Source organism: Nocardiopsis potens DSM 45234 (assembly GCF_000341105.1).
Taxonomy (GTDB): domain Bacteria; phylum Actinomycetota; class Actinomycetes; order Streptosporangiales; family Streptosporangiaceae; genus Nocardiopsis_A; species Nocardiopsis_A potens.
Map to the genome: position 1 here is coordinate 1 of NZ_ANBB01000085.1, position 21,232 is coordinate 21,232.

Annotated in this window: 15 protein-coding genes; 13 read left to right on the forward strand and 2 right to left on the reverse strand. The window is 74.0% G+C overall.

Going from position 1 to position 21,232, the window contains the following annotated elements:
- Positions 1-780 (reverse strand): ATP-grasp domain-containing protein (locus D459_RS0128405; protein ID WP_017596384.1); only part of this gene is annotated, 780 nt, incomplete at its 3' end.
- 446 nt (positions 781-1,226) lie between these two features.
- Between D459_RS0128405 and D459_RS0128410 the strand changes: the two genes are divergently transcribed.
- The 8 genes from D459_RS0128410 (at position 1,227) to D459_RS0128445 (ending at position 14,593) form a co-directional block, all read left to right on the forward strand.
- Positions 1,227-2,627, forward strand: coding sequence for an MFS transporter (locus D459_RS0128410; protein WP_017596385.1), 1,401 nt, complete (start codon positions 1,227-1,229; stop codon positions 2,625-2,627).
- A 1,527-nt stretch (positions 2,628-4,154) separates the two neighbouring features.
- Complete coding sequence (locus D459_RS0128415) at positions 4,155-5,843, forward strand: thiamine pyrophosphate-binding protein (RefSeq protein WP_017596386.1); 1,689 nt, start codon at positions 4,155-4,157, stop codon at positions 5,841-5,843.
- A gap of 32 nt (positions 5,844-5,875) precedes the next feature.
- Positions 5,876-7,105 (forward strand): formyl-CoA transferase, encoded by a 1,230-nt coding sequence (gene frc / locus D459_RS0128420; protein WP_017596387.1) that lies wholly within the window; start codon positions 5,876-5,878, stop codon positions 7,103-7,105.
- Between the two features lie 3 nt (positions 7,106-7,108).
- On the forward strand, positions 7,109-9,271 hold the full coding sequence (locus tag D459_RS0128425; RefSeq protein ID WP_017596388.1) for an acetate--CoA ligase family protein: 2,163 nt from the start codon (positions 7,109-7,111) through the stop codon (positions 9,269-9,271).
- Between the two features lie 319 nt (positions 9,272-9,590).
- Positions 9,591-11,210 carry an Nramp family divalent metal transporter gene (locus tag D459_RS0128430; RefSeq protein ID WP_017596389.1) on the forward strand — a complete coding sequence of 540 codons (1,620 nt, stop codon included), beginning with the start codon at positions 9,591-9,593 and terminating at the stop codon, positions 11,208-11,210.
- On the forward strand, positions 11,210-11,734 hold the full coding sequence (locus tag D459_RS0128435) for a hypothetical protein (RefSeq protein WP_017596390.1): 525 nt from the start codon (positions 11,210-11,212) through the stop codon (positions 11,732-11,734). The genes D459_RS0128430 and D459_RS0128435 overlap by 1 nt, the downstream gene beginning before the upstream one ends.
- 104 nt (positions 11,735-11,838) lie before the next feature.
- Positions 11,839-12,876: a TerC family protein gene (locus D459_RS33150; protein WP_017596391.1), complete on the forward strand. Its 1,038-nt coding sequence runs from the start codon at positions 11,839-11,841 to the stop codon at positions 12,874-12,876.
- Positions 12,877-13,120: 244 nt separating this feature from the next.
- On the forward strand, positions 13,121-14,593 hold the full coding sequence (locus tag D459_RS0128445; protein ID WP_206540812.1) for a hypothetical protein: 1,473 nt from the start codon (positions 13,121-13,123) through the stop codon (positions 14,591-14,593).
- A gap of 131 nt (positions 14,594-14,724) precedes the next feature.
- Here the strand turns inward: D459_RS0128445 and D459_RS37520 are convergent, their stop codons facing one another.
- Positions 14,725-15,978, reverse strand: coding sequence for an HhH-GPD-type base excision DNA repair protein (locus D459_RS37520; protein WP_017596393.1), 1,254 nt, complete (start codon positions 15,976-15,978; stop codon positions 14,725-14,727).
- Between the two features lie 156 nt (positions 15,979-16,134).
- On the opposite strand from D459_RS37520, the gene D459_RS0128455 reads away from it, so the two are divergent.
- From D459_RS0128455 to D459_RS0128475, 5 genes are all read left to right on the forward strand, one after another.
- Positions 16,135-17,598: an FAD-dependent oxidoreductase gene (locus tag D459_RS0128455; protein ID WP_017596394.1), complete on the forward strand. Its 1,464-nt coding sequence runs from the start codon at positions 16,135-16,137 to the stop codon at positions 17,596-17,598.
- 456 nt (positions 17,599-18,054) lie between these two features.
- On the forward strand, positions 18,055-18,456 hold the full coding sequence (locus D459_RS0128460) for a hypothetical protein (protein ID WP_152523145.1): 402 nt from the start codon (positions 18,055-18,057) through the stop codon (positions 18,454-18,456).
- Positions 18,456-19,013, forward strand: a complete 558-nt coding sequence (locus tag D459_RS35990; protein ID WP_017596396.1) for a hypothetical protein — start codon at positions 18,456-18,458, stop codon at positions 19,011-19,013. Before D459_RS0128460 ends, D459_RS35990 begins: the two co-directional genes overlap by 1 nt.
- Positions 19,014-19,120: 107 nt before the next feature.
- A complete protein-coding gene (locus D459_RS0128470) occupies positions 19,121-19,882 on the forward strand; it encodes an alpha/beta fold hydrolase (RefSeq protein WP_017596397.1) in 762 nt (253 codons plus the stop codon).
- Positions 19,879-21,144 (forward strand): cytochrome P450, encoded by a 1,266-nt coding sequence (locus D459_RS0128475; RefSeq protein ID WP_017596398.1) that lies wholly within the window; start codon positions 19,879-19,881, stop codon positions 21,142-21,144. Before D459_RS0128470 ends, D459_RS0128475 begins: the two co-directional genes overlap by 4 nt.
- Positions 21,145-21,232 lie beyond the last annotated feature (88 nt).

The window sequence follows — 21,232 nt, forward strand, 5'->3', positions numbered from 1 at the left end:
CAGGCCCGCGCCGTTGCCGATGATGCCGACCTGACCGTCGAGCTTGACGTAGTTCAGGCCCTTGGCCCGGGCCGCCTCTTCGCGCCCGCCTCCGCCGTCGCCGTTGTGGAAGGGGGTGCGCTCCGGGTGCCGGAACCCGGCGCCGTCGTCCAGGGTGACCTTGCCGTCCAGTGCCAGGATCCGCCCGTCGGAGGTGCGCACCAGCGGGTTCACCTCGACCAGGGTGGCGTCCTCCTGGACCGCGACCTCCCACAGCCGCCGCATGGTGGAGGCCGCCGGGGCGCGGACCTCCTCGGGCAGCCCGGCCTCGGCGCAGATCCGCTCGGCGGTGGCGGCGTCCAGCCCGGTGCGGACCGGGACGGGGGCGCGCACCACCGCTCCGGGGCGCTCTGCGGCGACCTGCTCGATGTCCACTCCGCCCTCGGCGGAGCAGATCGCCAGGAAGGACCGCTCGGCGCGGTCCAGCAGCACTGAGAAGTAGTACTCCTCGGCGATGTCGGTCGCCTGCTCGACGAGCACGCTCCGCACGGTGTGGCCCTTGATGTCCATGCCCAGGATCCGCTCGGCGTGCCGACCGGCCTCTTCCGGGTCCGCGGCGACCTTCACACCGCCGGCCTTGCCGCGGCCGCCGGCCTTGACCTGGGCTTTGACGGCGACGCGGCCGCCGAGCCGGGCCGCGCTGAGCACGGCCTGCTCCGGGGTCCGGGCGAGCTGCCGCTCGGCGAGCGGCACACCGTGCTCGCCGAAGAGCTGCTTCGCCTCGTGTTCGTAGAGATCCACCGGCCCTCCTCGGGTCTGGTAAGCCCCCTCGGAACAGTCATAGCGAGATTGTATGCAGTATTCAATATTCCGGTTCGGATTCCCTTTCCGGTCCCGGCCCCGCTCCGCCGCCTTTTCCACTCGCCCGACACCGCCCCAGCTGCGAGGAACCGCCGCCACCGGATCCGCACCCCCTCCCGGGCGCGGCCGAAAATCCGTCCGCCCCGACACCCCCCGGCGGGCGGCCGAGGGCGCCGACGCACCGTCCCGAACCGCTCAAGGGAGAGAGCAGGGCGGGCGAGGAGCCGCCCGCCTCCAGGCGCCCGGCACCCCGAGGGCTGCGGCACGGCGCCCCTCCGCACCGCCGCGGGCGAACGGCCGCCGGATTCCCGCCGACCCCCTGGGCAGATCCGACTACTCTATGGATACTGTATGCAGTTTTTCCGGATCCCCGGAGGTGATCGGCCGTGACCACCGCACACCGCCCGCCCGACCCGCCGGCCCGGTCCGCGCCGGGCGGCGTGTTCGCCTCGCCCTACGCACCGCCGGCGGGCGAGTGCCGGGACTGGTCCGGGCGGCGCTACGCCGTCGGGCCGAGCGCCCGCGCGCTCACCGGGCGGGACCGCTCGCACCTGCTGGGCCGTGCCGCGCTGGCGCTGGCCGCCGTGGGCGTGCTGCAGTTCGGCTACGGGGCGGCCGTCCCGCTGCTCATCGCCGCGCACGGCTGGAGCCCGGTCCAGGCGCTGCTCCCGTTCGCGGTGTGGGCGCTGGTCCAGGCCTTCTCGGCGGCCCCGGTGGCGCGGCTCCGCGAGCGCGGCGCCCTGCCGCCCGCCCTGGCCGTCCCGCTCGGCTCGGTCCTGGCCGCGGCGGGCCCGGTCTCGCTGGCCGTCGCGGCCGATCCGCTCTGGGCGGTGCTCGGCCACGGCCTGCTCGGCGGAGCCGGAGCCGGGCTGGTCTACCACTCCTGCGTTCATCTGGCCGCGGCCTGGTACCCCGAGCGGCCCGCGCTGCACACCGCGTTCACCGGCGCCGCGTTCGCGCTCGGCTCGGTCCCGCTGGTCGCGGCGACCGGGCTGGGGCCGCCGCCGGAGGCGCTCGCCCCCGCTGCACTGGCGCTGGCGGCCCTGGTCGGCGTAGTCGGCATCGCCTGCGGGTTCCGCCTGGCCGAGCCGCCGCCGCACTGGTGGCCGCCGGAGACCGACCCGCGCGGCTGGGCGCTGCGCCCCCGCGCCGCGCCGCCCGCCTCGCGCGACCACTCCCCCGCCGAGGCCTGGCACAGCGGGGCGCTGCCCCGGCTGCACCTGGTGGTCGCCGCCTCCGGGGCGGCGGCGCTGTTCGACGCCGCGGTGCTGCCGCTGCTGCTGACCCGGGCCGGGTTCCCGCCCTGGGCGGTCGCCGCTGCGGCCGTCGCGGTGATCGCCGGAAGCGGCCTGGGGCGGATCGCCGCCGGGCGCAGGGCCGAGCAGGGCGAGCGCCGCACCGTGCTGACGGCCGCGCTGGCCTGCGGGGCGGTGGCGCACGCCGGACTGGCCGCGGCGGTGGCGACCGGGGCGGCGCCGGCGCTCATCTGCTTCGCCGCCGCGGCCGGGATCGGCGGCGGCTCGTGCTACCCGCTCACCCGGGAGCTGGCGGTGGACTTCTTCGGGGTGCGCGATTCCGCGCGCATCCAGGGGCTGGTCTACAGCGCCAAGGGGCTGGGCGGGCTGATCGGCGTGGGCGGGGCGCTGGTCCTGCTCCTCCTGGCCCCGGCCATCTGGGCGGTGACGGCACCGGCGGCGGCCGGCGCGGCGGCGGGGAGCGCCGCACTGGCGGCGCTCCGGCTGCGCCGCCCGCTGCCGGCCCGCACACTGCCGCTCCCCTCCTCTTGAGAAGACCGCTGGGCATGCAGCCGAGTCCGCGCGGGGAGGGCGGTGGAAGGGGCGGGGTGGAGTGAGGTGGGGCGAGGCGGGTGCCCCAACCGAGCGCGGCGCCTCACTGGGTTGAGGTTCATACAGGCGGCGACGGAAGGAGCGAAGCGGAGGCGATCGCCCGGGCGCGGCGCCCCACAGGGCGAAGGTCCAAGCGGGCGGCGAGGGCGGGGAGGGGCACCGGCCGGTCGGTCGGGTGCAGCACCCCGCAGAGCGAAGGTCCAAACGGGCGGCGACGGCGCAGGCAGGGGCGGGGGGCGGGGGTCACTCGAGCGCGGCGCCTCACCGGGCGGGGGTTCAAGCGGGCGGCGAGGGCGGGAGGGGGCGGGGCGCCGCGTTCACCGGCCCGGCACGGCACGTGCCCCCGCCGGGGGTGACCTTATCCCCTATGCCGGGTTTGCGGCGGGGATCGGGCGGAGGCGGGGGGCGCCCTGCACACCTCGAGAGCACCCCGATTACATCTACCAGCGAGTAGTAAGCCCCGAAGCCCCCTTCGCCCCCTCACTAATTACCCAGAGTGACAAATACAGCTCCTCTCGGCAGGGCAAATACGACATCTCGCCCCCACGCCGCCCCCGCCCGGGTTCCGGCCCCCCGCTTCCCGGCCTTCCGGGCGGCTCGAACCCCCGAACACCGGCCCGATCAGGGCGAATCAGGCCCTCAGAGGCCCGATCCGACCCAGGATGCGCGCCCGGGAATCACCGGGGTGCTCTCGCGGTGCGCAGGGCACCCCACCCCGCCATCACCCTACGTATTTACCCAGTTCAGGGGCGGGTAGCGGTTTCAAGGGCGGCTGGCAACGCCGCCGGGGCGACGCGGGCACGGCGCCCCCGACCCCCGACCCGCTTGAGCCCCCCGCCTCGTGGGGCGCCGCACCCGACCGACCAGCCGGCACGCCCTCTCGCTCTCACCGCCCGCCTGAACCTCCGCTCCGCGAGACGTCGCGCCCAACCGACCAGCCGGTGCCCCTGCCCGCCTTCGCTGCCCGCCTGACCCCCGCCCCGTGAGACGCCGCACCAGGCTGGAGCGCCCGACCCCGCCCCTTCCTCCGCCGTCGCCGCTGGTCTGAACCTTCGCCCCGTGGGGCGCCGCGCCCGACCGACCGGCCGGTCCCCCTCCTGCCCTCGCCGCTGGTCTGAAGCTTCGCTCTGTGGGGCGCCGCGCCCGGGCGACCGCCTCCGCCCCGCCCCCGCCGCTGCCGTCGCCGCCCGCTTGAACCCCCGCCCCGCGGGGCGCCGCGCTCGGGTGAGGCCCGCGCCCGTCCCTTCCTTGGTCGTCGGCGCGCGCCGGCCGTCTGCATGCCGGACAGCCCCTGAGTCGGCTCCGGGGGTCTGGACACCCGGGCGGGGCTGAGGTAGCAATGAAGGCCCATACTGTATGCAGTATTCGACAGACAGCGCTGAGTGGAACCGAACAGCGCCGAACAAGCACCGACCGGCACCGGACCGCACCGGTGAGCAGCGCGATGAGCGAGGAGACGCACCTGCCATGAGCAACGGAACCGGCGAGGACACCTCGATCTCCGGCGGCCACCTGGTCGCCAAGGCACTGAAGGCCGAAGGCGTCGACGTGGTCTTCACCCTCTGCGGCGGACACATCATCGACATCTACGACGGCTGCGCCGACGAGGGCATCGACATCATCGACGTCCGGCACGAGCAGGTGGCCGCGCACGCCGCGGACGGCTACGCCCGGATCACCGGCAAGCCCGGCTGCGCGGTGGTCACCGCCGGCCCCGGCACCACCGACGCCGTCACCGGGATCGCCAACGCCTACCGCGCCGAGAGCCCGATGCTGCTCATCGGCGGCCAGGGCGCCCTCAGCCAGCACAAGATGGGCTCGCTGCAGGACCTGCCGCACGTCGACATGATCACCCCGATCTCGAAGTTCGCGGCGACCGTCCCGCACACCGAGCGGGTCGCCGACATGGTCTCGATGGCCTTCCGCGAGGCGTCCAGCGGCGCCCCCGGCCCGTCCTTCCTGGAGATCCCGCGCGACGTGCTGGACGCCCGGGTGCCGGTGGAGCGGGCCCGGATCCCCCGGCCCGGCGGGTACCGCGCCTCCACCCGGCAGGCCGGCGACCCCGCGGCGATCGAGCGCCTGGCCGAGCTGCTGGTCCGCTCCGAGCGGCCGAGCATCCTGCTCGGCGGGCAGGTGTGGACCACCCGCGCCACCGACACCGCGGTCGAGCTGGTGCGCGCCCTCAACGTGCCGGCCTTCATGAACGGCGCCGGCCGGGGCACCCTTCCCCCCGGCGACCCGCACCACTTCCAGCTCTCCCGGCGGCACGCCTTCGCCGAGTCCGACCTGATCATCATCGTCGGCACCCCGTTCGACTTCCGGATGGGCTACGGCAAGCGGCTCTCCCCCGAGGCGACCGTGGTCCAGATCGACCTGTCCTACGCCACCGTCGGCAAGAACCGCGACATCGACCTGGGCATCGTCGGCGACGCCGATACCGTGCTGCGCGGGGTTCTGCAGGCCGCCTCCGGCTTCGGCGACACCGGTGCGCAGAGCCGCAAGCCCTGGCTGGAGGAGCTGCGCGCGGTGGAGGCCAAGGCCCGGGACAAGCGCGCCGCGCTGCTCTCCTCCGACGCCTCCCCGATCCACCCCTACCGGCTGGTCTCCGAGATCAACGACTTCCTCACCGAGGACTCGATCTACATCGGCGACGGCGGCGACATCGTCACCTTCTCCGGCCAGGTGGTCCAGCCCAAGTCGCCCGGCCACTGGATGGACCCGGGGCCGCTGGGCACGCTCGGCGTCGGCGTCCCGTTCGCCATGGCCGCCAAGTACGCCCGGCCGGACAAGGAGGTCGTCGCGCTCTTCGGCGACGGCGCGTTCAGCCTCACCGGCTGGGACTTCGAGACGATGGTCCGCTTCGGCATGCCCTTCGTCGGCATCGTCGGCAACAACTCCTCGATGAACCAGATCCGCTACGGCCAGATCGCCAAGTACGGCGCGGACCGCGGCGAGCTCGGCAACACCCTGGGCGACGTGCGCTACTCGGAGTTCGCGCAGATGCTCGGCGGCCACGGCGAGGAGGTGCGCGAGGCCTCCGAGATCGGCCCGGCGCTGCGGCGGGCCCGCGAGTCCGGCAAGCCGTCGCTGGTCAACGTCTGGATCGACCCGGACGCCTACGCCCCCGGAACCATGAACCAGACCATGTACAAGTGACCGGCCGGCGCGAAGAAGACGGGAGCAAAGCCATGGCGAAGGCCCTCGACGGCGTCCGCGTCCTCGACATGACCCATGTGCAGTCCGGCCCCTCGGCCACCCAGATCCTGGCCTGGCTCGGCGCCGACGTGGTCAAGCTCGAAGCGCCCACCGGGGACATCACCCGGCGGCAGCTGCGCGACGTCCCCGACGCCGACAGCCTCTACTTCACGATGCTCAACTCCAACAAGCGCAGCGTCACCCTGAACACCAAGAGCGAGCAGGGCAAGCGGATCTTCCTCGACCTGGTGCGCGGCAGCGACGTGCTGGTGGAGAACTTCGCCCCCGGCGCCCTGGACCGGATGGGGTTCACCTGGGAGGTGCTGCACGAGGCCAACCCGAAGCTGGTCTACGCCTCGATCAAGGGCTTCGGGCCCGGCGCCTACGCCGACTTCAAGGCCTACGAGGTCATCGCGCAGGCGATGGGCGGGTCGATGAGCACCACCGGGTTCGACACCGGGCCGCCGCTGGCCACCGGCGCGCAGATCGGCGACTCCGGCACCGGCATGCACCTGGTGGCCGGGGTGCTGGCCGCGCTGCTGCAGCGCACCCGCACCGGGCTCGGCCAGCGGGTCGAGGTGGCCATGCAGGAGGCGGTGCTCAACCTGTGCCGGGTGAAGCTCCGCGACCAGCAGCGGCTGGCGCACGGCCCGCTGGCGGAGTACCCCAATGACGAGTTCGGCGACGAGGTGCCGCGCTCGGGCAACGCCTCCGGGGGCGGGCAGCCCGGCTGGGCGGTGCGCACCGCCCCCGGCGGCCCCAACGACTACGTGTACGTGATCATCCAGCCGCCCGGCTGGCCGCACCTGGCGGAGCTGGTCGGCCGCCCCGAGCTGGCCACCGATCCGGAGTGGGCCACCCCCGAGGCGCGCCTGGACAAGCTGGACAAGGCGTTCTCGCTGATCGAGGAGTGGTCCTCCAAGCTGCCCAAGTGGGAGGTGCTGGCCCGGTTGAACGAGCGGAACATCCCCTGCGGGCCGATCCTGTCCACCAGGGAGATCATCCAGGACGAGACGCTGCGCGCCAGCGGCATCGTGACCGACGTCGAGCACCCGCAGCGCGGCTCCTACACCACCGTCGGCCTGCCGATCCGGCTCTCCGACTCCCCCGCCGACGTGCGCCGCTCCCCCCTGCTGGGCGAGCACAACACCGAGATCTACGGCGGCGAGCTGGGCCTGTCCGACGGCGAGCTCGCCGACCTCGCAGCGAACGGAGTGATCTGACCGATGCCCCCCGCCGACACCACCGCATCCCCCTCGGGCGGCCGCGACCGGGACGCGGTCCGCGCGGTCCTGGACCGGGCCCGCGCCGAGGACCGCACCGCGCTCACCGCCCCCGAGGGCAGGGCCCTCGCCGACGCCTACGGCATCCCGGTGCCCGGCGAGGCGCTGGCGGCCTCCGCGGACGAGGCCGTCTCCGCCGCCGTCGAGCTGGGCCTGCCCGTGGCGGCCAAGATCGTCTCCCCCGACATCCTGCACAAGACCGACGCCGGCGGCGTGGCGATCGGCCTCGACTCGCCGCAGGCGGTCCGGGACGCCTACGAGCGGATCACCGCCAACGCCCGCGCGCACGACCCCGGCGCCCGGATCGACGGCGTGCAGATCCAGCGGATGGTCGGCGGCGGCACCGAGGTGCTCGTCGGCGCCGCCACCGACCCCACCTTCGGCAAGGTCGTGGTCTTCGGGCTGGGCGGCGTCCTGGTCGAGGTGCTGAAGGACGTGTCCTTCCGGCTGGCCCCGGTGACCCGGGAGGAGGCGCTGGACCAGATCGGCGCGATCCGCGCGGCCGAGGTGCTGGACGGGGTGCGCGGCGGCGAGGCGGTGGACCGGGGCGCCCTGGCCGACCTGCTGGTGCGCCTGTCCGAGCTGGTCACCGACTTCCCCGAGATCGCCGAGGCGGACCTGAACCCGGTGTTCGCCTCCGCCGGCGGCGCCGTCGCCGCCGATCTGCGGTTCGTGCTGGACTTCGCGCCGGCGCCCGGGCCGAAGCGGTTCGAGCGCGAGGAGATCCTCGCCGCGATGGAGCGGCTCTTCCGGCCGCGCTCCATCGCGGTCATCGGCGCTTCCAACGAGGCCGGGAAGATCGGCAACTCGGTCATCCGCAACATCGTCGACGGCGGCTACGAGGGCGAGGTGTACCCGGTCAACCCCAAGGCCGGCGAGGTCTACGGGCGCACCGCCTACCGCAGCGTCGCCGACATCCCCGGCGAGCTCGACGTCGCGGTCTTCGCCATCCCGGCGAAGTTCGTGGCCGGCGCGCTGGAGGAGGTCGGCGCGAAGGGCGCGGCGGGCGCGGTGCTCATCCCGTCGGGCTTCGCCGAGACCGGGGAGCAGGAGCTGCAGGACGAGGTGCTGGCCGTGGCGCGCAAGCACGGCGTGCGGCTGCTCGGCCCCAACATCTACGGCTACTACTACACCCCGCAGAAGCTCTCGGCGACCTTCTGCACCCCCTACGACGTGCGCGGCGGCACCGCGCTGACCTCGCAGTCCGGCGGGATCGGGATGGCGATCCTGGGGCACAGCCGCAGCACCCGCACCGGCGTCTCGGCGATCGTGGGGGTGGGCAACAAGGCCGACATCGACGAGGACGACCTGCTGACCTTCTTCGGCCAGGACGACAGCACCGACGCGATCGCCATGCACCTGGAGGACCTCAAGGACGGCCGGGCCTTCGTGGCGGCCGCCCGCGAGGTGGTGCCGCGCAAGCCGGTGGTGGTGCTCAAGGCCGGGCGGACCTCGGCCGGGGCGCGCGCCGCCGGGTCGCACACCGGTGCGCTGGCCGGCGACGACAAGGTCTACGACGACATCCTGCGCCAGGCCGGTGTGGTGCGCGCGCCCGGCCTGGGCGAGCTGCTGGAGTACGGCAGGGCGCTGCCGGTGCTGCCCGCCCCCGCCGGGGAGAACGTCGTCATCATCACCGGCGCCGGCGGGTCCGGTGTGCTGCTCTCCGACGCGGTGGTCGACAACGGCATGTCGCTGATGGAGATCCCGCCCGACCTGGACGAGGCGTTCCGGGCGTTCATCCCGCCGTTCGGTGCCGCGGGCAACCCGGTGGACATCACCGGCGGGGAGCCGCCGTCCACCTACGAGAAGACGATCCGCCTCGGCCTGGAGGACCCGCGGGTGCACGCGCTGATCCTGGGCTACTGGCACACCATCGTCACCCCGCCGATGGTCTTCGCCGAGCTGGTCGCCGGCGTGGTGGAGCAGGCGCGGGCCACGGGCATCGACAAGCCGGTGGTGGCCTCGCTGTCCGGGGACACGGAGGTGGAGGCCGCCGCCGAGCACCTGTTCGAGCACGGGGTGGTGGCCTACCCCTACACCACGGAGCGGCCGGTGCAGGTGCTCGGCGCGAAGTATCGCTGGGCGCGCGCCGCCGGACTATTGTGACCCGGGACACATGACGGTGGGCGCATCCGCGCCCCGCGCCCCGCCCGCCCCGGGCGGAGCGCCCGACCCGAGCCACCCGCCACCGCACGCACGACCCGGACGGCCCCCCTGGTCCCGTCCGGAGCATCCGAACCCGGCGGCCGGCCGGTCCGCCATCCGGCCGGCCCCGGGTGCACCGCGGCCTCCGCGCTCCGCCTGCGCGGGGCGCCGCGCCGGCCACGACCGCTCTGCGAGCCGCAGATAGGAGGCGGTATCCACTCCCCGGGGGCGTATGAGGGGCGAACTCGCATCCGTGACCTGCAAGGGAGAGATCCCGTCCATGGATTCCCCAGACGTTGAATCCGGCCGCCCCGCGAAGCGGGACGAACCCGTCTCCACCGACCCCGAGGCCGCCCGCGAGGCCTCCGTTCCCCGCCAGCGCAGGCCGCCCGCCCAGGAGCAGGCCTCCGGCGCCCCCGGGTCCGAGGCGCCCGCCGGGGGCCCGGCCGAGGCCCCCGCCGAGCGGTTCTGGCGGGCCGGCCGGCTGGAGCCGATGCCCATCCGCAAGCTGCCCAAGGCCCCGCCGTCCATCCACATCCTCGGCCCCACCGTGTTCCTGGTGGCGCTGGGCGTGGGCATGGGCGAGTCCTACATGTGGCCCCGGCTGGTCCTGGTCTTCGGGCCGGAGATCCGGTGGCTGTTCCTGATCGGCGTGACCCTGCAGGCCGTCGTCATGCTGGAGATGGCCCGGTACGCGATGGCGACCGGCGAGAGCATCTTCTTCGGCGCGGCGCGGGTGTTCAAGCCGCTGATGTGGTTCTTCTTCATCACCGCGATCGCGGTCTACATCTGGCCGGGGCACCTCTCCGCGGGGGCCTCGGCGTTCGAGCGGGTGACCGGGATCCCCTGGCAGGCCACGGCGGTCGCCGGGATGCTCCTGGTCGGGGTGGTGTTCACCCTGGCCAAGGTGGTCTACAACCTGCTGGAGAACGTGCTGTCGATCTGCATCGGGCTGCTGGTCGTCGGCACCGCGGTGGTCGCGGCGATGGTGGGCAGCTTCGCCGACCTCGCCTCCACCGTCACCGGGATGTTCGCCATCGGCTACATGCCGGAGGAGGCGCTCTCCCCGGCCTGGTTCCCGATCATCGTCGGGTCGATCGCGTTCGCCGGCCCCTCCGGCATGCAGCAGATGTGGTACACGCTGCACCTGCGCGACAAGGGCGCGGGCATGGGCGCGCACATCCCGCAGGTGCGCGGCCTGCGGCACGCCGGCGAGCAGGAGAGCATGCCCTCGCGCGGCTTCATGTTCGACACCTCCGACTCCGCCGAGATGGGCAAGTGGAAGGGGTGGCGGCGCTGGGTCGCCTTCGACGCCCTGCTGCTCTTCTGGGGCATCACCATGCTGGTCACCATCTCCTTCACGGTGCTGGCGCAGGCCTCGGCGCGGCTGGACCCGGGCGTCACCGAGGTGATCCGGGACGGGGAGCGGGACGCCGCCCTGGACGCCATGGCCGGCGCCTTCTCCGCCGCCGGCAGCCCCGTCCTGGGCACGGTCTTCTTCCTGTTCATCGCGTTGATCGGGCTGAACGCCACGCTCGGGCTGTTCGACTCCTTCTCCCGCGGCCAGGCCGACATGACCTACCACTTCGTGCCGGGCGCGAAGCGGTTCAGCGTCTCCAAGCTCTACGCGTTCTTCCTGTGGGGGCTGATCCTGTTCGGCATCGGCGTGCTGCTGTTCGGCCCGGCCGACGGCCCCGCCGCGATCCTGGACGTGCTGGCCTTCCTGTCCACCTTCGCGATGGGCGCCTACTGCGTGGTGCTGCTGCTGGTGAACAACCTGACGCTGCCCAAGCCCATCCGCCCGGGCATCGTGTCCAACGCGCTGATCGGCTTCGCCGCGCTGTTCTACCTGGGTGCGCTCTTCTACTCGCTGTTCGCCTTCGGCGTGGTGGTGAGCTGATGGGCGCGCGCACGGCGGCCCCGGCGCCGGCCGGGGGCGTGCTGCTCTACGCCGAGGCTGCGCTGCCCGGTGCCGCGATCGGCCTGGTGGCGGGCTCGTTCGGGGCGGTGACCGCCGCCCTGGCCGGGCTGGGCGCCGGGCTGACCGGGGCGATCGCGGCCGGGATGGGCGCCCCGCTGGCGCTGCTGGGCGGGGTGTACGGGGTGCTGGTCGGCCGGGGCGTGGTCGCGCCGGGCGCGATCGGCCCGGCCGCACTGTTCTGGGTGGTCGCCTTCCCCGCCGCCCGCCTCGCCGAAGAGGCCTTCGTCGCCGCGGCGCTCGGCCACGGCGCCGTGCTGCGCGAGCCGCTCCTGTCGTTCCTGCTGTTCCAGGCGATGCTGAGCCTCGGCTTCGCGATCGGCTTCCTCTGGCTGCACGAGCGGCTGGCCCCGCGCTGGTTCCACCGGATCCGGTCCCGCAACCCCGTCGCCGCGGCCCTGTCGGCGCACTACGCCCCGCCCCCGGGCCGCCCGCCCAGGGGCTGACCTCCTCCCATCCGCCCCTCTCCCTCCGCTGCTATCCTCCCCCGGGCGCGACCGCGCCCGGGGGCAGGCCGACCCGCGCCTGAAGAGACCTGGAGTATCTGCACGTGGACATCGCACCCTGGATCTGGGCCGTCACGATCGCCGTCCTGTTAGGCGTGATCGCGGTCGACTTCGTCATCACCGCCCGCACCCCGCACGAGCCGTCGATGCGCGAGGCCGGCATCTGGATCGGCGTCTACGTCTCACTGGCGGTCCTGTTCGGCGTCGGGCTGGCCGCCTTCACCGACGGCCAGGCGGTGGACTTCTTCACCGGATGGATCGTCGAGTACTCGATGAGCATGGACAACCTGTTCGTGTTCATCCTCATCCTGGGCGCGTTCGCGGTCCCGCCCGAGCACCGCCAGCGGGTGCTGCTGGTCGGCATCGCCCTGGCCCTGCTCTTCCGCGGCCTGTTCATCGCCCTGGGCGCGGCGGCGGTCAACGCCTTCGCCGGGGTGTTCTACCTGTTCGGCGCGTTCCTGCTGTTCACCGCCTGGAAGCTGATCGCCGGCGGCGATGAGGACGAGGAGTTCAAGGAGAACGCGGCCCTGCGGGCGGTCCGCAAGGTCCTGCCGACCACCGACGACTACCACGGCTCCCGCCTGACCGTCCGGATCGACGGCAGGCGCATGGTCACCCCGATGCTGATGGTGATGATCGCCGTCGGCATGACCGACATCCTGTTCGCCCTGGACTCCATCCCGGCGATCTTCGGCATCACCCAGGAGCCCTACCTGGTCTTCACCGCCAACGCCTTCGCCCTGATGGGCCTGCGCCAGCTCTACTTCCTCATCGGCGGCCTCCTGGACCGCCTGGTCTACCTCAGCCACGGGCTCGCGGTCATCCTCGGCTTCATCGGCGTGAAGCTGATCCTGCACGCCGTGCACGAGACCACCACCTGGCCGGTCCCGGAGATCCCCACCCTGCTCTCCCTGGTGGTCATCCTCCTCACCCTGCTGGTCACCGCCGCCGCCAGCCTCCTCAAGAGCCGCCGCACCGCAACGGCCGCCCCCCAGGCGACCGCCGAGGCGCAGCCCTCCGCCCCGGCCCACGACACCCCGGGCGACCCCGACGGCGGCGACGCCGACCGCCTCAAGGTCTAGCCGCCCCACACCGGAGAGAAGAAAGGGCCGGGCACCCGCGCGGGTGCCCGGCCCTCAGTTCATGAGACCGAACGCTCTCTCCGGCGCCTGACCGGATACGGCCATCTCCCGGAAAGCCGCCTGTGCAGGCTCCCATGAGATGCGGGCCCTGTCTCCAGCCCCTTTGAAACCGGACGTTCTGGAGGCCGGACACTCCTGTTGCGTTATCAGGCAGCCCGCTAACCCGTTTGCGGAACCGCGCCCCTTGCAGGCCGGGCATTTCCCAACGGATAATCTCCGACACGGCCCGTATCACCCCCTTGGGCCGATGGGAGTGATTTTGGCGAAATCAGGAGAAGCTCTCGAAGACCTCGTGAAAGAAGCGGCCGTCGCGATCCATTCGTCCTCTGGCCTGTCCGGGAAGGTGGAGGAAGCGGCGGCGAAGGACGATGAGAAGCGAGAGGAGAAACGGAAGGATTCCGGCGGCGCCGGTGCCCTGCGCAGGAAACCCGGCCTGTCTCCGATCCCCGGGGCGAGCGGCGGCCTGGTGACGACTCCGTGGACCGTCCTGCACGCGCTCGCCCGCTCTCTCACTCTGACCCGGAAAGGGGCCGCGCGCGGCCTGTCCGAGCACTGGGGCGGCCTGAAATACGGCTTGGACCTCTCCCCCGATTCCGCGAAAGCGCGGGGGCACATGGTTCTCTCCTCCGACTCCCAGAGCATGGCCTCCGCCTACTACAAGCGCCTCCGCTCCGATGAGTTGGGCACCGGGTTCGGAATCGTCCTGGCCGAGCACATCCTGCGGGAACGCTACCCCGGGCACATGGTCTCGCTCATCCCCGCCGACACCGCCCTGCAGGCCGGATGGGCCCTGAGCGCCAGTGATGAGAGGCACCGGAAAGGCCGGGGGAGCCTGCCGAGCCGCCAGCAGCGCCTCTCCTGCTTCTTCGAGGTCTGGAAGCCCGGAGAACCCTCCCGGGTGTTCCCCGTCGATTTCCGCGGCAACCACGGCACCCCCGCCAGGGTCCACCGACAGCTGGCGGACTCCTCCGCCCGGGTCGAGGCCGTGCACATCGGCCCGTGGAACCGGACCCCGTGCATGGTGTTCGGCACCGTGCTGGACACGGATCGGCCCATCACGGTCTACGGTTTGGAATCCCCGGGGTCGGGCCGGCTCCTGGGCCCTCCGAGTGAGAACCTGGACCGCGGGGTCGAATCCCGCCACGAATTCCCGGGAATCAACCGCCCGGCCCCAAGGGGCGGGCCCGTGGAGAACGTCCCCGGTTTCCACATCAAACCAGAGAACGGCGAGTGGTTTCAGCGGGTACTGGCGCATACCGCCGTGGCCGGCCTGGCCGCCTTCACCGGCGACGGCGAAGCGGCCTCCGGCTACCTCACCGAAGGCCAAGGAAAGAAATACTTCTCCGCCTACGCCCACTCGGCCACCGGAAGCATCCGAAACGTCCACGGCGAGGAATTCTTCGGCCTCCCGTTCACCGGCACGGACCACGTGTTCCGGCTGGGCGATAAGCGCTTGGACGCCTTCTCCGGAGTCCCGGAATACCTGTTCGACCTCGTGGAAGGGAAAAAGGTGGAGCAGTACCGCCGCGAGGTCCACGCCCGGATGGCCGAGTGGTCCGAGAAGCCCGTCATCTGGGACGAGCGGTGGGGCGGCCCCGTCTCCCGGCACCCGGACGGTTCCGTCCTGGCGATACGCCCACTGCACCGGAGCACCTGAACCTTTCCCCCTCTCCCGCGCCCGGACGCCCACCGGCTCTTCGGCCTCGGCAGCCTCGCGGCCGGCACCGACCTGAAGATGAAGGTCGGCCCGGTGCCGGCCGCTTCCCGGGCGGCGGGGCGGCCCGCGGCTCAGCCCTTCTTCTTGGCGGCGGCCTTGGCGGCCTTCTTGAAGTCGCGGACCTCGGTGAGGGTCTGGTCGTCGACGACGTCGGCGATGGAGCGGCGGGAGTCCTCCTCGCCGTAGGGGCCGGCGGCCTGGCGCCAGCCGGCCGGGTGGACGCCCATCTGCTTGCCGAGGAGCGCGATGAAGATGCGGGCCTTCTGGTCGCCGTAGCCGGGGAGGGCCTTGAGGCGGCGGAGGAGTTCGCGGCCGTCCGGGGCGCCTTCGGTCCAGACGGCTTCGGCGCGGCCCCCGTAGTCGGCGGCCAGGGCGGCGCACAGCGCCTGGACCCGCTTGGCCATCGAGGAGGGGAAGCGGTGCACCGCGGGGGTCTGCGCGAAGGCCTCTGCGAGCTCTTCGGGGTCGCGGGCGGCGATGTCGGCGGCGTCCAGGGTGCCGAGGCGGTCGGCGATCTTCTTCGGGCCGGCGAAGGCGACCTCCATGGCGATCTGCTGGTCCAGGAGCATCCCGATCATGAGGGCGAGCGGTTCCTCGGTGAGGAGGGCGTCGGCCCCGGGGTCTCCGGTGAGGTGAAGCGTGCGTTCCATGCCCCGATCCTGCCACCGGTCGGGGGGCGGAGCGGCCTCCGGCGGCCGGGTGTCCGGTCCCCGGGTGCGCGCCGGCCGCGGGGGCGGCACCTGCGCGCCGGTCAGGCCGGTGACCAGGACGTCGATGATGCGGGCGCGCTCTTCGGGGCCGGGCAGGTCGCGGCGGCTCATCAGGCGCAGCGCCAGCATCCCGGAGAGCAGGTCGGCGGCGATGAGGGGGTCGGTCTCCGGGGGGAGTTCGCCGGTGGCGACGTGCCGGCCGAGCACCTCGGCGAAGATCTCGGTGCGCCGGTCCAGCAGGGAGCGGGTCAGCTCGGCGAAGGCGGGGTCCCGGGCGGACTCGGCGAGCACGGTGCGGAGCAGGCCGGAGCGGGCGGGCTCGCCGAAGAGCTCCATGACGAGGGCGGCCAGCGCCTCCAGGTCGCCGCGGAGCGTCCCGGTGGCGGGCGGGCGGATCAGCCCGGTGCTCTGCGAGGCCATCGCGGACAGGATCAGCTCCCGCTTGGTGGGGAAGCGGCGGAACACGGTGGCCCGGCCGACCCCGGCGCGCGCGGCGACCTCGTCGAAGGTCATGTCGGCGCCGCGCTCGGCGATCAGGTCGAGCACCGCGGCGCGGATCGCCTCGTCGACCGCCGGGTCCGGCGCCCGCCCCCGCCGCGCGCTCTCCCCGCTCATCCCGATCCCTCCTGGGAAACGCTCCGGACCGGTCGCCGTCCGAACGGCCGCCGACCGAACGATCACCTGCTTCCGGGATTGACAGTATCAGATACTCGGAGTATCACTTGGGTTGTGATACTCCGAGTCTCAGGTAAGTGATCCGAGGAGGATCGGATGAGCGTCGTCATCGTCGGAGCCGGCCCCACCGGGCTGCTGCTCGCGGGAGACCTGGCCGAGGCGGGGATCCCCGTCACCGTGCTGGAGCGCCGCGCCGAGGAATCCAACCTGACCAGGGCGTTCGGCCTGCACGCCCGCTCACTGGAGCTGCTGGAGATGCGCGGCCTGGCCGACCGCCTGGTCGCCGAGGGGACCAGGCTGCCCGAGGTCCGGGTGCGCATCGGGAACGCCGTGGGCGCACTCGACCTGCGCCACCCGGAGAGCCGGTTCCCCTTCATCCTCATCCTCAAGCAGGCCCGCACCGAGGCCGCGCTGCTGGAGCGCGCCCTGGACCACGGGGCGGAGATCGTGCACGGCGCCGAGGTCACCGGGCTGGAGCAGGACGCCCGCGGCGCCGTGGTGACCACCGCCGACGGCCGGGTCTTCACCGCCGACCACATGGTCGGCTGCGACGGCGCGCACAGCGCGGTGCGCGACCTCATCGGCGCCGGCTTCCCCGGGCGCAGCTACCCCGACCGGATCCTCCTGGCCGACGTGCTGCTCACCGGGGACCTGGGCGGCGCGATCAACCCGTTCATGGCCGACGCCGGGGTGAGCCTGCTGGCGCCCTACGGCGACGGCTGGTTCCGCGCCGTCATCTGGGACCGCACCGTGCAGGGCGTGCCCACCGAGGCCCCGCTCACCCTGGAGCAGGTGCGCGAGTCGCTGCGCCGGATCGCCGGCGACGACTTCGGCGCGGCGGAGATCGGCTGGTCCACCCGCTTCCTCAGCGAGCGCCGCCAGGCCGACCGGTACCGCTCCGGGCGGGTCTTCCTCGCCGGCGACGCCGCGCACGTGCACTCGCCGCTGGGCGCGATGGGCATGAACACCGGCATCCAGGACGCCGCCAACCTGTCCTGGAAGCTCATCGCCGCGCACCGCGGCTGGGCCCCGGGGTGGCTGCTGGACACCTACCAGACCGAGCGGCACCCGGCCGGGCGCACCGCGCTGCGGCTGACCGACACCGTCCTGCGGGTCGCCACCGCCCCCGCGGCGGTGCGGCCGTTCCGCCCCTACGTGCTGCCCGCCCTGCTGGACCGGCCCGCCGTGCGGCGGCGGGCGCGCCGCACCATCTCCGCGCTGAACGTGCGCTACCCCGCCCCTCCCGGGATCGAGGAGACCCCCTCGCTCGGCCACCGCGTCCCGGACCTGCCGCTGCCGGAGGGGGCCGGCGGCCGGCTGCACGCCCGCGCCCACCGCGACCGGTTCACCCTGCTCGACGCCTCGCCCGGTGGCGCGGCCGCCGCGCAGGCCGAGGAGTGGTCCGACCGCGTCGACCCGGTCCGCACCGGCGACCTGGGCCTGTCCGGCATGGACGTGCTGCTGGTCCGCCCGGACGGCTACCTGGCCTGGAGCGGCCGGGAGCCGGAGGCGGGGCAGGTCCGCGCCGCGCTGCGCGACTGGTGCGGCGCCCCGGCCTGAGCGCCGTCCCGGTCACCGGGAGGTCCCTTCACGCCCTTCCGGGGCCGCCGGTCCGAGGCGCCCGTCCCGGCCCTCCGGCCCGTCCCCGATGCGGGCGCGGCGGAGCGGACCCGGGCGCCGCCCGGGTCCGGGCCGCCGGCGGAAGAGGCCCGCCCCGGGGGGGCGTCCCCAGATCGCCCGCCGCTCTCGATTCCCCTCGCGGACCCGAGAGGCGGGCCGCAGAGGCGCCATTCCCGGGGTCGGGCTCCCCTGGTGCGGAAAAGCCCCGGAGCGGGCGGGGAACCGGAAGCGGCAGGCGGGCAGGGCCCCGGGCGGGCGGCGGAGCGGGGCTCCCCGGCGGCGGGACGGGGGCCGCCTGCGACCGGACGGCGGGCCGGTCGGCCCCCGGCGATACCATCGTCGTCCGGCGCACCCAGGAGGGGCGCCGTTCCCGCTCTTCACAGCCCCGGAGGCCCGATGCCCCCAATACTCATGCAGGTGTTCAGCGTGGCGCCGCTCACCATCGCCGCGGTGGTCGGGCTCGCCCTGATCGCCAAGGTCCCCAAGGCGGCCCGGGGCATGGCCCTGACCGGTCTCATCCTGATGCTCGGCGCGCAGCTGGTCTTCCTGGTCAACATGTTCGTGCTCGGCAACCTGTACGGCACCCTCGACGAGGAGCTGCTCGTTCCGCTGACCCAGGTGGTGAGCGTCCTCGGAGTGCTGCTGGAGGGGATCGGGTTCCTGCTGCTCGGCCTGGCCGCCACCCGGCGCGCCAAGCGCCCCGCCCCCGCGCCCGCGATGGCCGGCGCCCCGGCGCCGCAGCCGGGCGGCCCGGGCCCCTTCCCGCCGCACCCCGGACCGAACGGAGTCCGCCACTAGTGTTCACTTACATCGTCGGCGGCCTCGGAGCCGCCCTCTCCGCCCTGGCGGGCGTGGCAGGCCTGATCGTCCTGGTCCGCGCCGGCCGGGCGCAGAACTCCCGCGGGCTCATCGCCACCGCGGGGATCCTGTTCATCGTGTACGCGCTGGTCTCCGCGGCGGTCCGGGTCTACTTCGCCTTCTTCGCCTACAGCCTGGGCTTCACGCCCGGGCCCCCGTCGTCCTTCTCCTCGGTGATGCAGAACGTGCTGCTGCCGGTGTGGAACTTCGCGGGCCCGCTGCTGTCGGCCGCCGCGGTGGTGATGCTGCTGATCGCCGCGTTCCGCACCCCCGGCGAGCAGGGCCCTGCGGCGCCGCCGGACCACGGCCGTCCGGTGCACGCGCAGCCGCCGCACCCCCGGCCGCCGTACGGGCCCCCGGTGCCCGGCGGGCCGCGGCCCGCGGGGCCGCCGCCGGGCCCGCCCGCACCGCCCATGCCGCCCATGCCGCCCGCCGGCGGTCCTCCCGCCGGGCCGCCGCCCGCCGGCCCTCCTCCCGGACCGCCCGCCGCGGGCTGACCCCCTTCCGACCGCCTCCGTCCACAGCCGGGCACGGCGCCCTTGACGCCCGGCCCCGCGGCGGGTGAGGCTCCTCACATCCGTACCGCGAGTGGGAGGAGACACCGATGGGCGGAGGCGGTCACCGGGTCGGCGAGGGCCCGCACCCCGTGGTGGCGCTGCACGGCTGGTTCGGTTCGGGGGCGTCCTGGGCGCCGCTCTGGCCGCACCTGGACGGCGGCGCCTTCAGCTACGTGTTCCCCGACTACCGGGGCTATGGGGAGCGCCGGTCGGAACCGGGCGAGTACACCCTGGCCGAGGCGGCGTCGGACGTCCTGGCGCTCGCCGACTCGCTCGGCTGGGAGCGGTTCTCCATGGTCGGGCACTCCATGGGCGGCAGCGTGATGCAGCGGGTGCTGGCCGACGCCCCGGAGCGGGTCCGCGGGCTGGTCGGCATCTCGCCGGTGCCGGCCGGCGGGGTGCCGTTCGACGCCGAGACCCGGGCGCTGTTCGACGGCGCCGCGGACGACCCGGCCAAGCGCCGCGCCATCCTCGACATGACCACCGGCAACCGGCTCACCGGGGTGTGGCTGGACGCCATGGTGGCCCACTCGCTGTCCGCCTCCGACCGGGACGCCTTCGCCGCCTACCTGAAGGCCTGGGCCGACACCGACTTCCACGGCGAGATCGAGGGCAGCCCGGTGCCGGTGCGGCTCATCGTCGGCGGGCACGACCCGGCCCTCGGCGCGCCGGCCATGGCCGGCACCTTCCGGAAGTGGTACCCCGACTCCGAGGTCGAGGTGCTGAACGACGCCGGGCACTACGCCGTCGACGAGGCCCCGGTGGCGGTGGCCACGCTCATCGAGCGGCACCTGGCGGGGGTCGCGTGAACGCCGGCGCCCCGGCGGGCGCCGCCCCGGACGTCTTCGACCCGCGGGTGTTCGCCGGCGGGCTGCCGCACCGGGCGCTGCGGCTGCTCCGCGACACCGACCCGGTGTCCTGGCAGGAGGAGCACGAGGTGGGCCCGTGGCCGGCCGGGCCCGGCTTCTGGGCGGTCACCCGGCACGCAGACGTGCGGCACGTGCTGCGCACCCCCGAGGTGTTCTCCTCGCACGCCGGCGCCACCCAGATCCGCGACCCGGACCCCGGCGACCTGCCGTTCCTGCGGCGCACCATCCTCAACATGGACCCGCCCGAGCACCTGCGGCTGCGCCGGGTGGCGAGCTCGGTGTTCACCCGGCGGCGGCTGGAGCGGTTCGGCGCCGCGGTCTCCGCGCGGGCCCGCGCGCTGCTGCAGGAGGCGGCCCGGCGCGGCCGCTGCGACCTGCCCGCCGACGTCACCGACGACTTCCCGCTGGCCAACCTGGGCGAGCTGCTCGGCGTCCCGCCCGGGGACCGGCACCTGATGCTGGCCTGGACCAACCGCGTCATCGGCTACCAGGACGCCGAGCACGCGCACCTGGTGACCGGTTCCGACGGCCGCCCGGTCAACCCGCGCTCGCCGCGGATGCTGGGCGACATGTTCGACTACGCCTCCGCGCTGGCCGAGGAGAAACGCCGCCGCCCCGCCGAGGACCTGATGACCGCCCTGGTCCAGGCCGAGGTGGACGGCCGCCGGCTGGACGACTCCGAGCTGCGGATGTTCTTCTTCCTGCTGGTCGTCGCCGGGAACGACACGGTGCGCAGCGCCCTGCCCGGCGGACTGCTGGCGCTACTGGAGCATCCGGGGGAGTTCGCCCGGCTGGAGGCCGACCCGTCGCTGCTCCCCTCGGCGGTGGAGGAGATGCTGCGCTGGCACCCGCCGGTGCTGACCTTCCGCCGGACCGCGGTCCGCGACACCGAGCTGGCCGGGCGGCGCATCGCCGCGGGCGACAAGGTGGTCGTCTACCACTGCTCGGCCCACTTCGACGAGCGCGCCCTCCCCGACCCGTACCGGTTCGACATCGCCCGCTCCCCCAACCCCCACCTGGCCTTCGGGGACGGGCCGCACCTGTGCATGGGGGCGCACTTCGCGCGGATGCAGATGCGCGCGTTCTTCACCGAGCTGCTCCGGCTGGCGCACCGCCCCGAACCGGACGGCCCGCCGACCCGGCTGACCTCCAACTTCATCAACGGCATCAGCCACCTGCCGCTGCGCTGGCGCCCCCGCTGACCCGCCGGGCGGCGCGCCGGGCCGGGAGCGGCCGCGCCTCCGCGCCGTTCCCGGTCCGGCGGCGGACGGCGGGCGCCGGTCCCCCTCC

Excerpts from the sequence above, each read along its gene's own strand:
- D459_RS0128430 (WP_017596389.1), top strand. The coding sequence starts at position 9,591 with ATGGATTCCCCAGACGTTGAATCCGGCCGCCCCGCGAAGCGGGACGAA.
- D459_RS0128460 (WP_152523145.1), top strand. The coding sequence starts at position 18,055 with ATGCCCCCAATACTCATGCAGGTGTTCAGCGTGGCGCCGCTCACCATC.
- frc (WP_017596387.1), top strand. The coding sequence starts at position 5,876 with ATGGCGAAGGCCCTCGACGGCGTCCGCGTCCTCGACATGACCCATGTG.
- D459_RS0128415 (WP_017596386.1), top strand. The coding sequence starts at position 4,155 with ATGAGCAACGGAACCGGCGAGGACACCTCGATCTCCGGCGGCCACCTG.
- D459_RS0128455 (WP_017596394.1), top strand. The coding sequence starts at position 16,135 with ATGAGCGTCGTCATCGTCGGAGCCGGCCCCACCGGGCTGCTGCTCGCG.
- D459_RS0128435 (WP_017596390.1), top strand. The coding sequence starts at position 11,210 with ATGGGCGCGCGCACGGCGGCCCCGGCGCCGGCCGGGGGCGTGCTGCTC.
- D459_RS0128470 (WP_017596397.1), top strand. The coding sequence starts at position 19,121 with ATGGGCGGAGGCGGTCACCGGGTCGGCGAGGGCCCGCACCCCGTGGTG.
- D459_RS37520 (WP_017596393.1), bottom strand. The coding sequence starts at position 15,978 with ATGAGCGGGGAGAGCGCGCGGCGGGGGCGGGCGCCGGACCCGGCGGTC.
- D459_RS0128425 (WP_017596388.1), top strand. The coding sequence starts at position 7,109 with ATGCCCCCCGCCGACACCACCGCATCCCCCTCGGGCGGCCGCGACCGG.